This window comes from Microbacterium sp. SY138 (assembly GCF_039729145.1).
GTDB lineage: Bacteria > Actinomycetota > Actinomycetes > Actinomycetales > Microbacteriaceae > Microbacterium > Microbacterium maritypicum_A.
This window is the reverse complement of sequence record NZ_CP155793.1, coordinates 2,623,253-2,636,137: the sequence shown is the minus strand read 5'-3', so window position 1 is coordinate 2,636,137 and position 12,885 is coordinate 2,623,253. Positions and strand designations below refer to the sequence as shown.

General features: G+C 69.6%; 13 protein-coding genes. 7 read left to right on the top strand and 6 right to left on the bottom strand.

Annotated elements, in window-relative coordinates; genetic code table 11:
* The first annotated feature begins 8 nt into the window (after positions 1–8).
* A complete protein-coding gene (locus ABDC25_RS12500) occupies positions 9–674 on the top strand; it encodes an SDR family oxidoreductase (RefSeq protein ID WP_021199875.1) in 666 nt (221 codons plus the stop codon).
* 120 nt (positions 675–794) lie between these two features.
* Positions 795–1,019 (top strand): hypothetical protein, encoded by a 225-nt coding sequence (locus tag ABDC25_RS12495; protein WP_347123097.1) that lies wholly within the window; start codon positions 795–797, stop codon positions 1,017–1,019.
* Between the two features lie 29 nt (positions 1,020–1,048).
* On the opposite strand, the gene ABDC25_RS12490 is transcribed toward ABDC25_RS12495, so the two are convergent.
* The 3 genes from ABDC25_RS12490 to ABDC25_RS12480 all read right to left on the bottom strand — a co-directional run bounded on the left by ABDC25_RS12490 (position 1,049) and on the right by ABDC25_RS12480 (position 2,210).
* Positions 1,049–1,456 (bottom strand): hypothetical protein, encoded by a 408-nt coding sequence (locus ABDC25_RS12490; RefSeq protein ID WP_347123095.1) that lies wholly within the window; start codon positions 1,454–1,456, stop codon positions 1,049–1,051.
* Between the two features lie 65 nt (positions 1,457–1,521).
* On the bottom strand, positions 1,522–1,845 hold the full coding sequence (locus ABDC25_RS12485) for an SMR family transporter (protein WP_021199874.1): 324 nt from the start codon (positions 1,843–1,845) through the stop codon (positions 1,522–1,524).
* Entirely contained in the window at positions 1,842–2,210 is a 369-nt protein-coding gene (locus ABDC25_RS12480) for a multidrug efflux SMR transporter (protein ID WP_347123094.1), read from the bottom strand. The genes ABDC25_RS12485 and ABDC25_RS12480 overlap by 4 nt, the downstream gene beginning before the upstream one ends.
* A 205-nt stretch (positions 2,211–2,415) precedes the next feature.
* On the opposite strand from ABDC25_RS12480, the gene ABDC25_RS12475 reads away from it, so the two are divergent.
* The 3 genes from ABDC25_RS12475 (at position 2,416) to ABDC25_RS12465 (ending at position 6,954) form a co-directional block, all read left to right on the top strand.
* Positions 2,416–3,852 carry a DUF222 domain-containing protein gene (locus ABDC25_RS12475; RefSeq protein ID WP_347123093.1) on the top strand — a complete coding sequence of 479 codons (1,437 nt, stop codon included), beginning with the start codon at positions 2,416–2,418 and terminating at the stop codon, positions 3,850–3,852.
* A gap of 195 nt (positions 3,853–4,047) precedes the next feature.
* Positions 4,048–5,487 carry an aldehyde dehydrogenase family protein gene (locus tag ABDC25_RS12470; RefSeq protein ID WP_347123092.1) on the top strand — a complete coding sequence of 480 codons (1,440 nt, stop codon included), beginning with the start codon at positions 4,048–4,050 and terminating at the stop codon, positions 5,485–5,487.
* A 3-nt stretch (positions 5,488–5,490) separates the two neighbouring features.
* Entirely contained in the window at positions 5,491–6,954 is a 1,464-nt protein-coding gene (locus ABDC25_RS12465; protein WP_292762263.1) for an FAD-dependent oxidoreductase, read from the top strand.
* Between the two features lie 76 nt (positions 6,955–7,030).
* Here ABDC25_RS12465 and ABDC25_RS12460 read toward each other — a convergent pair whose 3' ends face one another.
* The 3 genes from ABDC25_RS12460 to ABDC25_RS12450 are packed head-to-tail and all read right to left on the bottom strand — an operon-like array spanning position 7,031 to position 11,008.
* Positions 7,031–8,674: an amidohydrolase gene (locus ABDC25_RS12460; protein WP_347123091.1), complete on the bottom strand. Its 1,644-nt coding sequence runs from the start codon at positions 8,672–8,674 to the stop codon at positions 7,031–7,033.
* A 1-nt stretch (position 8,675) separates the two neighbouring features.
* On the bottom strand, positions 8,676–9,515 hold the full coding sequence (locus tag ABDC25_RS12455) for a molybdenum cofactor biosynthesis F family protein (RefSeq protein WP_136025073.1): 840 nt from the start codon (positions 9,513–9,515) through the stop codon (positions 8,676–8,678).
* A gap of 38 nt (positions 9,516–9,553) precedes the next feature.
* On the bottom strand, positions 9,554–11,008 hold the full coding sequence (locus ABDC25_RS12450) for an APC family permease (protein WP_029266538.1): 1,455 nt from the start codon (positions 11,006–11,008) through the stop codon (positions 9,554–9,556).
* A 243-nt stretch (positions 11,009–11,251) separates the two neighbouring features.
* Here ABDC25_RS12450 and ABDC25_RS12445 point away from each other — a divergent pair, with 243 nt between their 5' ends.
* Positions 11,252–11,998 (top strand): SDR family oxidoreductase, encoded by a 747-nt coding sequence (locus ABDC25_RS12445; RefSeq protein ID WP_347123090.1) that lies wholly within the window; start codon positions 11,252–11,254, stop codon positions 11,996–11,998.
* Between the two features lie 55 nt (positions 11,999–12,053).
* Positions 12,054–12,869, top strand: a complete 816-nt coding sequence (locus tag ABDC25_RS12440; protein ID WP_029260460.1) for an SDR family oxidoreductase — start codon at positions 12,054–12,056, stop codon at positions 12,867–12,869.
* Positions 12,870–12,885 lie beyond the last annotated feature (16 nt).

The following is a 12,885-nucleotide window of genomic DNA, read 5'->3' as shown; positions in this document are numbered from 1 at the left end:
GTGGCGACATGCCCCTCGCTCTGATCACCGGTGCCGCCCGTGCCGACAGCATCGCCGCCGGCATCGTCCCTCGACTGCGCGCCGCCGGATGGACCGTCGTCACCAGCGACCTGCACGATGCCGACCACCCGGCCGACCTCTCGACGCACGAGGGACCGGAGGCGCTGATCGCCGAGGTCACCGCCGCGCACGGACCGATCACCGCCCTCATCCTGAGCCACGCGCACGACGTGGAGTCGGGCATCCTCGACACGACCGCCGAGAGCTTCGACCTGCACGTCGCCGTGAACGCGCGGGCGACTCTGCTGCTGATCGCCGCGTTCGCGCGGCAGATCGGCGACGATGGGGGAGTGATCCTCGCGCTCACCAGCGACCACGTCACCGGCAACCTCCCATACGGCGCATCCAAGGGCGCCCTCGACCGCCTCGTGATCTCTGCGGCGCGCGAGCTCGGTCCGCGCGGGATCTCGGCGAACGTGCTGAACCCCGGGCCCATCGACACCGGCTGGATGGACGACGAGACGCGCACGGGTCTGGCCGGGATGACGCCCCTCGGGCGCCTCGGGCAGCCGGCGGACGTGGCTGCGGTGGTGGAGTTCCTCGTGTCGGACGAGGGGCGCTGGATCTCCGGGCAACTGCTGAAGTCCGACGGCGCGTTCTCGGCGCAGTACTGAGGGGTGCGGGGCGCTCGTGAAAGCCGTGGACGATCGTGCGGATGGGAATCCGCCGGGTGGGAGGGATCGCCAGGCTTCGGGGCGGCGTCCCGTCGCCGGGAACGTCGCGAAGGAGTGGACATGACGGACGAGAACGTCGAACTGCGGCTGACATCCGCCGAGGCGCTGGTGCTCTTCGAATGGCTCACGGCCGCCGCTGACGACGCACGGCTCATCGCGGACGAGGCGGAGCAGCGCGTGCTGTGGGACCTGGAATCGCAGCTCGAGACGAAGCTGGTCGAGCCGTTGATGCCGAACTACACAGAACTCGTGAATGCGGCGAAAGCGGCGGTTCTCAGTGCGTGAGGAACACCCGCACGCGGGTCTGCGCTCGCTCAGCGCGTGATCCCCATCGCCGTCGAGAGTCGATGAGCCAGGCCCCGCACCTCATCGTCCTGCCACGTCAACGACCGCTCGCCGTCGTCGGAGACCGGCACGATCGGCAGGTCGACGTAGCCGGCTCCTGTCCGGAGAGTGAGAACGATCGCGAGTCCGACCTGGGGGTGCGGCGGGGAAGTGCTGGTCTCCGCGCACGATACGGCGACGACATCCGCAGTGGGAAAGTCCCAAAGGGAGTCTGATCGACGCCAGCCGATGAGTCGCACCTGACCGGAATCGACGAGGACCACGAACTCCGCCGTCAGACGCGTGCCGCCCAGCGACCGCAAGACCGCCGTGGTTGTCGGAAACCGTACGGCGCGCACGGCGGAGCCGATCGGGAATCGAGCGGCGAGGTCGGACACACTCGGATCCTAGGCGATGACCTCGTGGAGCCCATCGCGCGGGCGGGCACTGATCACCGCGGCGATCAGTGCCCGCCGCCGAACTCGATCATCCCCACACCGACGGCGATGAGTGCGACGCCGACGGCCATCATCGCCGAGAAGTGGTCCTTGAAGATGACCCGTCCCAGCACGGCGGTCAACGCGACGCCGGCGGCGGCCCAGATTCCGTAGGCGACGCCCACCGGCATCCCCAGTGCCAGGATCGTGCCGAGCAGCGTGAACGCCGCGACGTAGCCGACGACGATCACGGGGATCCAACGGCGACGGCGCAGACCCTCGGATGCGCGCAGGCTCAACGTCGCGGTGACCTCGCTGACGATCGCGAGGGAGAGGAGCAGCCAGGTCACGGCGCCACCTCCCGGGTCTCGCGCGTGTGGGAGCCGAGCTCGACGAGCAGCACGCCGACCACGATCACGCCGACGCCGACGATCTGCACCGGTCCCAGCAGCTCGCCGAACAGCACGGTGCCGAGCACAGCGGTCAGCACGACTCCGATCGCCGACCAGATGCCGTACGCGACCCCGACGGCCATGCCGCGATCGAGCACCACCGACAGCAGCCACAGTGAGCCGGAGTAGCCCAGAACCACGACGATCAGCCAGAGCGGATGCGTGAATCCCTCTGCCGCACGCAGCGAGAGGGTCGCGGTGACCTCCAGCCCGATCGCGAGCAGCAGGGGCGGCCATGCCGAACGGCGAGGACGATCTGTCATCGGGGGCCTTTCGTGGAGGGTCCGAGGGGGAGAACGCGAGGGCGGCGTGCAGGATTCCCGGCGCGTGTGGAATCGACGGCGGTCGAGAGCGGGACGGGAGCGAGCTGTCGACGTCGGACAGGAGAGGGATCGTGTCACCGCTGATATGCCGGCATGGATTCGAATATAGCTTCGAATGTCGGTGGTGGTCGCGGTAAAATCGAGTATGTCGAATTTGACCGCGTTGCATGAGGCGATGTCTCGCTTGGATGAGGTGTGGGCGGGTGTGGGGGATTCGGGGGAGTTGTCGCGGGAGCAGTTGATCGTGGTGAGCGCGTCGATCGGGGTGTTGCGGCGTCGGTTGGATGCGGTGCATGTGTCGGTGGCGGCGTGTATTGCTCGGGAGTCGCGTGCGGAGTTGGGTGCGGGGAGTCTGGCGAAGCAGCAGGGTTTCCGTAGTCCGGCGACGTTGATCGCGGTGGCGACGGGGGTGTCGAGGGGTGAGGCGTCGCGTCTTGTCAGGGTGGGTGAGGCGACGGCGCCGCGGAGTGATCTTCTGGGGGCGCGTCTGCCGGCGAGGTATCCGTTGGTGAGTGCGGCGTTGGATGTGGGGGTGCTGGGGGCTCCGGCGGCGGCGGTGATCATCGCGGCGCTGGATCGGTGCCGGGTTGTGGCGGGGGTGGAGCGGATTGCTGAGGGGGAGCGGCTGCTGGTGGAGAAGGCGGCAGGGCTCGCGCTCGATGGTGTGCGCATGCTCGTGGTGCGGGTGGAGGCGTGGCTTGACCCGGATGGGGTGGAGCCGCGTGAGGACGAGCGCCGTGGCAGGCGGGCGTTGTCGCTGTTCGAGCGGGACGGGATGGTGCATCTGAACGCGGTTCTCGATGTGGAGACCGCGGCGCCGGTGGTGACGGCGATCCGGGGGTTCGTGACGGCGGTGTTCGCGGCGCGGAAGGATGCTCCCGATGCGGGCGCTCCTGATGGGGATCGGCGGACGGTTCCGATGATCCAGGCGGATGCTCTTTCGGTGTTCTGCGCGCATGTGCTCGGGTGTGAGCGGCGGGTTCCGGTGGCGGGTGCGAGGGTGATCGTGCGGGTGGGTCTGGATGATCTGGAGGCCGGGACCGGGTCGGCGACCGTGGATGGTGTGGATCAGCCGGTCAGTGTCGGGGCGGCGCGGCGGATGGCGGCCGGGGGCGGCGTGATCCCGTGTGTTCTCGGTGGGGACAGTGAGGTGCTCGATTGGGGGCGGGAGAAACGGTTGTTCACCCGGGCGCAACGGCTGGCGTTGGTGGAGCGTGACGGGGGATGCGCGATGTGCGGATTGCCGCCGGAGATGACGAGGGCGCATCACATCCGCTGGTGGACACGCGACCGCGGGCCGACCGATCTCTCCAACGGGGTGCTGCTGTGTGAGACGTGTCACCATCGCATCCACGACAACGGGTGGGAGATCCGCATCGACGCTCCCGGGACCGGAACCAGAACCGGGAGTGGGACCGGGACCGGAACCGGGAGTGGGACCGGGACCGGAGCCGGGAGTGGGACCGGGACCGGAGCCGGGAGTGGGAGTGGAGCGCGGGTGTGGTTCATTCCGCCGCGATACGTCGACCCGCAACAGGCCCCGAGGCTCGGCGGGCGCGCACGCTTCGACATCGCCGCCTGACGGTGTCGCTGCACCATCACGGCGGCTCGGCATCAGGCCGGCGGCTCGGCGTCAGCCCGATCGTGTCATCCTTCGCACTCGGACATCTGCGGCGCGCTCCGCGACAAGCGTCGTGAGGAACGCCCGTCGACAATGAGAAGACGACCAGCTTCTCGACTGTCGCTGGCCCGCGCCACGCTCGAAGGAGAGTCCCCGATGTCCGATTCCGCCGCTTCCGCAGCCGCTGCGCTGCTCGACCGCATCCAGGCGCCGGAAGGCGCAGGCCGGGACATCCCGGATGCCGCGACCCGTGAGGTCATCGGGCGCGCCCCCGTGGCGTCAGTCGACGACCTCGACGATGCGATCGCTCGCGCGAAGGCCGCCCAACCGGCCTGGGAGGCGCTCGGCCACGAGAAGCGGAGCGCACTTCTCCTCGCAGCTGCCGATGCCATCGACGCCAACGCCGAAGGCCTCGCCCACCTGCTCTCCCGGGAGCAGGGGAAGCCGCTCAACGGTCCCAACGCCCGCTTCGAGCTCGGCGCGTGTTCCGCCTGGCTGCGCACCAACGCCACCACGGCGATCGAGCCGCAGGTCCTCGTAGACGACGAGACCCTGCACGCCGAGCTCGTCTACAAGGCGGCCGGAGTCGTCGGTGCCATCGGCCCGTGGAACTGGCCGCTCATGATCAGCATCTGGCAGATCGGCCCCTCCCTGCGGATGGGCAACACCGTCGTCGCGAAGCCGAGCGAGTACACGCCCCTGAGCGTGCTCGCGATGATCGCCGTGATGAACGAGGTACTCCCGGCCGACGTCTTGATCGGAGTCTCCGGCGACCGCGAGGTCGGCGCGCGGCTCGCCTCTCACCCGGACATCGCGAAGATCATGTTCACCGGTTCGACCGCCACCGGACGCCGCATCATCGAGAGTTCGGCCGGCAACCTCGCGCGCCTGACGCTCGAGCTCGGCGGCAACGACGCCGGCATCGTGCTGCCCGGCACCGACGTCGCGGCGATCGCCGAAGACCTCTTCTGGGGAGCCTTCATCAACACCGGGCAGACCTGCGCCGCGATGAAGCGCCTGTACGTGCACGACTCGGTGTACGACGAGGTCGTCGACGCACTGGCATCGATCGCCGGCTCCATGCCGATGGGCAACGGACTCGACGAGAACAACGTGCTGGGCCCGCTGCAGAACCGCGCACAGTTCGACATCGTCAGCCGCCTGGTCGACGATGCCAGGCGTCGCGGTGCGCGCATCGTCACCGGCGGAGAGTCGGCCCCCGAACTCGGGGAGCTCTTCTACCGCCCCACCATCGTCGCCGACATCGACAACGACGCGGCGCTCGTGCAGGAAGAGCAGTTCGGTCCCGCACTGCCGGTGATCCGATACAGCGACATCGACGAGGCCTTCGCGCTGGCGAACTCCCTCGACGTGGGACTGGGCGCCTCGGTCTGGTCGAGCGACCCGGAGGCGGCGCGTGATGCGGCCTCCCGGATGCAGTCCGGCACCGTGTGGATCAACTCGCACGGCGGACTGCATCCGATGGTGCCGTTCGGCGGCGTGAAGAGTTCGGGCTACGGGCTGGAGTTCGGCGTCGAGGGACTCAAGTCCGTCGCCGTCACCCAGGTCGTCTCGGGCCCCGGCCGGAAGGCCTGACCCGTGCGCTCTGCCATCGTCGTCGGAGCCGGAACCTCGGGAGCCATCGTCGCGCGTCGTCTCACGGACGCGGGCGTCGCAGTGACCCTCATCGAAGCCGGCGGGTACGACACCAACCCGGCCATCCACGACCCCTCCCGCGCGGGCGAACTCTGGCACTCCGCAGAGGACTGGGATTACTTCACCGTCCCCCAGACGCACGCGGGCGGCCGTCGGCTGCATCTGCCGCGCGGCAAGGTCACCGGGGGATCGCACGCCCTCAACGCCATGATCTGGGTGCGCGGAGCCGCTTCCGACTACGACGCGTGGGAGCGCGCCGGCGCACACGGCTGGGGCTGGGCCGAGGTCGAGCCCGTCTACGAGGCCATCGAGAACGACCTGCTGCCGGTCACCGACGACTACCCGCTCTCGCCGATCCAGGCCTCGATCATCGACGCCGCGGTGCAGGAAGGACTGACGCACAACCCGGACTACAACGCGGGCACACTCGACGGAGTCTCGCAGGAGCAGGTCACCATGCGCGACGGCCGCCGGGTCAACACCTGGACGGCGTACGCGCAGCCCGTCGCGGAGAAGCTGACGATCGTCACCGGACGCGAAGTCCATTCGGTCATCGTGCGCGACGGCCGCGCCGTCGGTGTGCGACTGGGGGAGGGGGAGGAGTCCGAAGAGGTCCTCGCGGACGAGGTCATCCTCGCGGCCGGTGCCATCGGGTCGCCCGTGATCCTGCTGCGCTCCGGCATCGGTCCGGCAGCCGACCTCACCGCGCTCGGCATCCCGGTCGTGCAGGACTCGCCCGGTGTCGGGCAGAACCTCCACGACCACCTCCTGTCGCCGGTGATCTTCACCACGCGGCGCCCGGTCGGGCCTCCGCAACCGGGAGTCTCCGTGACGCAGACGCACCTCTTCTGGCGCAGCCGCGACGACCTCGCCGAGCCCGACACGCAGCCGATCAACTTCTCGGTGCCCATGTGGGGCGAGCTCGAGCCCCGTGGCGACGACGGATTCACCCTCATGGCCGGCCTCGTGACGCCGCACAGCCGCGGCACTCTCCGACTCACCGGCGCGACGCTCGCTGACCTGCCGGCCATCGACCTGGCGGCGCTGGAGGACGACCGCGACGTCGCCTCACTGGCCGCATCCGTGCGGCAGTGCCGTCGGATCGGAGCACGCCCCGCCCTCGGTGAGGAGTGGGGCGCCGTCGAGGTGTACCCGGGCCCCGAGGTCTCAGACTCCGGAGTGGAGGACTGGGTGCGCCGCACCGCGATCACCTACCACCACCAGGTCGGCACCTGCCGCATGGGCACGGATGCGCAGGCCGTGGTCGATCCGCAACTGCGCGTGCGCGGCATCGCAGGGCTGCGAGTGATCGATGCTTCGGTCATGCCGACCGTGCCCACCGGCAACACCAACGCCCCCGCCGCGATGATCGGCGAACGTGGAGCCCGCTTCGTGCTCGAGGGCTGAGGTAAAAGGGCTGAGGTAAGAGGGCTGAGGGACGAGCGCTGGCGCCGGACAGATCCGGTGTCGACGCCTCTTCCTTTCAGTCGCCGTGCACCCGACGTCCGGCGAACCACGTCGAGATGACCTCGGTGCGCACGATGTCCTCGGCGGGGCCGGCGATCGCGTCACGGGCCAGCACGACGAAGTCCGCCGACTTGCCGGGGGTCAGCGAGCCGGTCTCGTCGCCGAGTCCCATCGCGGTCGCGGCGTTGATCGTGAAGACCTCCAGCGCCTCCTCGGCGGTGATGGCCTGCTCGGGCCACAGGGTGCCGGGTGCGCGGCCGAGCGGATCGGCTCTCGTCACGAGACCCTGCAGACCTTCGAGGGTGTTCGGAGAATCGCTCACGGGCCAGTCCGAGCCGCCGGCGACGCGGGCTCCCGCGTCGATCAGTGCCCGGTTCGGCTGGGAATGCTCCGCGCGCTCGCCGAGAACCTCGGACAGCGCCTGCGGGATCACACCCGGATACCAGATGAACGGCGAGATGTCGGCCGAGACATCCAGAGCCTGCAGTCGCGGGATGTCCGACTCGGCCAGGAACTGCCCGTGCGCGATCTGGATGGGGGTGGTGAAGCCCTCGTCGCGCAGCTGCGCGGCCGCGTCGAGCACGAGACGTGCCGAGCCGTCGCCCGTGCAGTGCACCTTCGCGCCGAGACCGCGCCGCGCCACGGAGCGGAGCCACCCGATGAGCTCGTCCAGGGTCATGGTGGTCTCGCCGTGGAAGTGCGCGCCGTGCGCGGCGTCCGCGAGATACGGCTCGAGGAACGACGCCGTGCGGGCGGGCGGGACACCGTCGAGGAAGATCTTCACGAAGTCCGGGCGGTGGTGCGCGGTGCGGAACTCCTCGCCGCGGTCGAGCAGCGGCTCGCCGATCGGGTCGAAACCGAAGATCTCGTCGTTGATCAGCAACGACGACACGACCCAGGCATTGAGCTCGTCGGCACGGTCGAGCGCAGCCAAGGCTTCGAGGATCTCGACGGACACGCCCGCATCCTGGAACGTCGTGATCCCGAACGAGTTGAGGATCTCGACGCCGCGGCGCGACGCGGCCGCGTGCTGTGCGGCAGTGAGGCCGCCGCTGCGGTCGTATGCCTCCTGCACCGGGATGCCCGCAGCCTCCAGCAGCACTCCTGTGGGGGTGCCGTCGTCGGGATCGAGCAGCGTGACGCCCGCCTCGGGGATGCTGTCCGCAGTGATTCCCGCGAGCTCCAGCGCCCGGCTGTTCGCCCACCGGTTGTGTCGTGAGTCCTCCATGAGGACCACCGGACGGCCCCCGGCCGCGTCATCGAGCAGCCGTCGGCTCGCGGTGTTCGCGAGCGACGGCAGCAACGTCGTGGCGACCGCTCCGCCCACGATCCACGCATCCGTCGGCAGGGTGGCCGCTTTCTCGCGCACCCGGTCGAGGATCTCGTCGAGCGTGAGCGAGGGTGCCAGCGACAGCTCGAACAGTTCGGTGCGCCCGGCGAGGGCATGGTGATTGTGCACATCGACGAAACCGGGGTACACCGCGGCGTCGCCGACGTCGAGCAGCTGCGTCCGGCGTCCGCGGAACGACTCGAGGTCAGCGCGCGACCCGACCGCGAGGATCCTGCCGTCGCGGACCGCGAAGGCCTCGACGATCGGGTTCGCCCGGTCGGCGGTGCGGATCACCGATCCGGTGACGATGAGGTCGGCGACGTCGCTCATGTCAGCGGTCTCCGAAGGTCGCGGGTTCGAGCTCCGGCGTGTGCAGCGTGGTGGAGAGCAGTCGACCGTGTGCACCGAAGGTGAAGTGCGTGGGCACCTCACCGCTCTCGTCGAGGCCGAACAGCACGCCGTGCGAGCGGATCGCGTTGACGTCGCGATGATCGGCGATCGTCACCGAGGCGCACGGGATCACCTTCTCGCGCCAGGCGAACACGTAGATACCCGGCCGCACCTCCCAGACGCTGTTCTCGTCGGTGTCGGCGAGGCCGCGCTCGGGGCCGGCGAGGCACTGCCACGAGTACCAGCGCGGCGAGAGGTACACGTGCTCGTAGGCGTGCTCGGTGCTGTAGACCCATTCGACGCGGCGCCCGATGAGCGTCGTCGTCGGTGCAGCCTCGGCACCCGAGACCTCGGCGCCCTCGATCACGCCGGGGGCGAAGTGGTGCTGCACCCGGGTGCGCCCCTTCTCGGGCGCGGCGAGGATCTCGGAGATCACCGCGAGGGCACGACCGTGACGGAGGTCGAGGATCAGCGAGACGGCCTCGTTCGGCAGGTACCGGTGGTGGAACTGCACGAAATACAGGTCCGCATCGACTTCGAAGGCCTCGTAGTCGTCGGTGTCGGATGCCGCCTCGGTCGCGTCCTCTGCACCCGGCTGGTACTCCCAGGTCACGGCGGCGTCGGCGAACCGGTGGACGATACGGGTGCCGCGGGCGTCGACGACCGTGATCTCGCGGCCGCTGAGGGCGGTGCTGTGCGGAGCCTTGTTGGCGTCGAAACCGGGGGCGAGGCCCTCCAGCGGCAGCCAGGTGGAGGTGTCGGCGGGGTTCAGCGTCGTCATGGTCTTCGTGGTTCCTTCTGTCGGTGGGGGCGGGGAGGTCAGCGGTCGCTGAACTTCTCGAGGTCGGTGGCGAGGCCCTCGTACACGGCGGGCCTGGAGCGGCGGAGATAGGCGCCGTAGACGATGCCGCCGATGAGGGCGAGCACCAGCAGCAGCGGCATCAGCCGGATCGCGAGCTCTTCGGACCCCGCCACGATGTTGAAGTTCACGATCGCGAGGACCGAGATCGCGGCGATACCGAGGAACCCGATGCCGGGGGCGATGAAGGTGCTCCACCACCGCGGATCCTGGCGGCGGCGGAAGTACACGACGATCGAGATGGCCGCGAGCCCCTGCAGGATCAGCACGCTCAGGGTGCCGAAGCCGAGCATCGCCGGCACGAGGGTGAGGATCGGATCGGCGCCGGCGATCGCGAAGATGATCGCGACGATGCCCGCGAACCCGGCCTGCACGATGCCGGCGAGCTGCGGGGCGCCGTTCGCGCGGGTGCGAGCGAGTGCCTGCGGGAGGATCTTCGCGCGCCCCAGCGAGTAGAGGTAGCGGGTCGCCGAGTTGTGGAACGCCAGCATCGCCGCGAACAGGCTCACCAGGAGCAGGATCATCATCAGGGTCGTCAGCGGACCACCCAGGTACTGCTGCGAGATCGAGAAGATCAGGTCACCGGTCGGCAGATGTTCGAGGGCGGTGGCCTGCGCCTGGGAGACACCCGTCGCGCTGACGACCGCCCACGTGGTGACACCGAGGATCACGCCGATCGCGATGATCGAGGTGTAGGTGGCGCGCGGGATCGTGCGCAGCGGCTGCTTCGCCTCCTCGCTGAACAGCGCGGTCGCCTCGAAGCCGAGGAAGCCGGTCGCCGCCAGCAGCAGGCCGATGGGCAGCGACCCGGAGAACACGGCCTCGGGGCTGAAGGCCGCCAGGTCGTAGCCGGTCTGCACGAGCACGGAGATGTCGAAGACGACCAGCATGAGCACCTCGAGCACCAGGCAGACGCCCAGAACCTTCGAGCTGAAGTCGACGCCGATCCGAGCGAGGACGAAGCACACCACGATCGACAGCAGTCCCCACACCAGCCAGTTCACGTCGAGACCGGTGAGGTCGCGGATGATCGTCTGCATGAAGAAACCGCTCGTGCCGATCGTGCCGACCACGAAGAAGTTGTAGCCCAGCGTGGCGATCAGACCCGCGATCAGGCCACCGGTGCGCCCGAGGCCCTTCACCACGAAGGCGTAGAAGCCGCCGGCATTGACCAGCTGCTTCGACATCTGCGCGTAGCCGATCGCGAAGAGCAGCAGGATCCCTGCCACCAGGAAGAACGACATGGGTGTGCCGCCGCCGTTGCCGAGGGCGATGGCCAGCGAGGCCACGACCACGATGCCGGTCAACGGTGCGACCGCGGCGAGGACGAGGAAGACGATTCCGGCGACGCCGAGGGCGCCAGGACGGAGGGAGGTGTGGTTCTGCGTCGTGGACGCAGATGTCGGGTCTGCCACGTCGGCTCCTTTGCTGGTGACGGCCGTGCGGACACGGCATCGACGACGAGGGGAATCGTCGATAGAGCGAGTCTGCTCGTGCCGCCGCAGCGGCGCTTGACCCTGAGCGAAGGACGGTGGTGTCACCGTGCACAGCCGCTCGGCGAGCGTTCGCGGTGCCGATGAGGGGGTGGAGGATGACCGGGACGACACCGCCGTCCTCAGATCGCACCGCCCGGTGCCAGACGGCGTGCGGAGGACGAGATGGATCTGCAGCTGCAGGGGACGACGGCCCTCATCACGGGAGCGGCCGGCGGCATCGGCCGCGCCACCGCCCACGGGCTCGCTGCGGAGGGCGTCCGTGTCGCGCTGCTCGACAGGGACGGTGCGGCGCTGCACGACGTGGCCCGCGACTGCCCGGATGCGGTGGTCCTGGTGGCGGATGTCACGGACGAGGGCCAGGTGCACGCCGCCGTGCACGCCGGGGTGGCGGCGCTGGGGAGGCTCGACGCGGTCGTCTGCTGCGCCGGTGTGTCCGGCCCGGTGGGGACGCCGATCGAGGAGACCAGTCTCGACATCTGGAATCGGGTGCTCGCCGTCAACGTGACGGGGTCGTTCCTGGTCCTGAAGCACGCCCTGGCGGCGCTGCGCGAAGCGGAGGCCGCCTCCGTGGTGCTGCTCGCCAGTGACTCGGCCCTCGTCGCGTCGCCCGGTATGGTGCCGTACTGCACGTCGAAGGCGGCTCTGGTCCAGTTCGCTCGCGCGCTGTCCGTCGACCTCGCCGACACCCGTATCCGGGTGAACACGGTGGCCCCGTCGATCGTCGACACTCCGATGAGTCGGAGCGACCTCGGCGCTGCGGCCTTCGACGATCCGCCGTTCCCGGTGCAGAGCGCAGCGGAGGTCGCTGCCCACGTCGCGTACCTCGTGTCGCCTCGCACCAGGGCCGTCAACGGCACCAGCATCCTCAGCGACTTCGGGTACACCGCCCGTTCGGGATTCCCCGCCTGACGCGACCGCGTCGGGCAGCAACAGCGCACGCGCGCCAGAACACACAGGAGCACACATGGGAGCTGTGGTCGGATCGACCGTCTCGGGACGCGTCGTCGTCATCACCGGAGGAGGAACGGGCATCGGAGCCGCCATCGCCGAACGATACGCGGCCGAAGGTGCGCATGTCGTGGTCGTCGGGCGTCGCCCGGAGCCCCTGCATGAGGTCGAACGCGCGGTCGGGGCCCTGCCGATCATCGCGGATGCGGCCGATACCGCCTCCGCGAAGGCTGCCGTCGCCGACGTGCTCGCGCGGTTCGGGCGCATCGACGTGCTGGTCGCGAACGCGGGCGGCCACGGATTCTCGCCGGTGGGGGAGACCGACGACGAGAGCTGGGATGCGGCGATCCGCGCGAATCTCACCACGGCTTTCACGATGGCGAGGGAGGCCCTGCCCGCGCTGATCGAGGCGAAGGGGCAGATCGTGATCGTGTCGTCGCTCGCGGGGCTCTTCGCCGGACCCTCCGTCGCCGGGTACACGGTCGGCAAGCACGCCCTGGTCGGGCTCACGCGCACTCTCGCGCGGGACTACGGCCGGCACGGTGTGCGCGTGAACGCCATCTGCCCCGGGTGGGTGCAGACGCCGATGGCCGACGAGGAGATGGACGAGTTCGCCACGCACGCCGGTCTCGGCTCCCGCGAGGAGGCCTACGAGAAGGTCACCGCTGACGTGCCGCTGCGCCGTCCCGCCCGACCGGCCGAGATCGCCTCGGTCGTGCGGTTCCTCGGCTCCGGGGAGTCGTCGTACATCACGGGGGCGGTGATCGTCGCCGACGGCGGCTCGCACGTGGTCGACGTGCCGACCATCGCCTTCGATCACGCCGGGATGTGATCCGGCGCGCGGTCCG

Excerpts from the sequence above, each read along its gene's own strand:
- ABDC25_RS12500 (WP_021199875.1), top strand. The coding sequence starts at position 9 with ATGCCCCTCGCTCTGATCACCGGTGCCGCCCGTGCCGACAGCATCGCC.
- ABDC25_RS12475 (WP_347123093.1), top strand. The coding sequence starts at position 2,416 with ATGTCGAATTTGACCGCGTTGCATGAGGCGATGTCTCGCTTGGATGAG.
- ABDC25_RS12495 (WP_347123097.1), top strand. The coding sequence starts at position 795 with ATGACGGACGAGAACGTCGAACTGCGGCTGACATCCGCCGAGGCGCTG.
- ABDC25_RS12480 (WP_347123094.1), bottom strand. The coding sequence starts at position 2,210 with ATGACAGATCGTCCTCGCCGTTCGGCATGGCCGCCCCTGCTGCTCGCG.
- ABDC25_RS12455 (WP_136025073.1), bottom strand. The coding sequence starts at position 9,515 with ATGACGACGCTGAACCCCGCCGACACCTCCACCTGGCTGCCGCTGGAG.
- ABDC25_RS12445 (WP_347123090.1), top strand. The coding sequence starts at position 11,252 with ATGGATCTGCAGCTGCAGGGGACGACGGCCCTCATCACGGGAGCGGCC.
- ABDC25_RS12470 (WP_347123092.1), top strand. The coding sequence starts at position 4,048 with ATGTCCGATTCCGCCGCTTCCGCAGCCGCTGCGCTGCTCGACCGCATC.
- ABDC25_RS12440 (WP_029260460.1), top strand. The coding sequence starts at position 12,054 with ATGGGAGCTGTGGTCGGATCGACCGTCTCGGGACGCGTCGTCGTCATC.
- ABDC25_RS12460 (WP_347123091.1), bottom strand. The coding sequence starts at position 8,674 with ATGAGCGACGTCGCCGACCTCATCGTCACCGGATCGGTGATCCGCACC.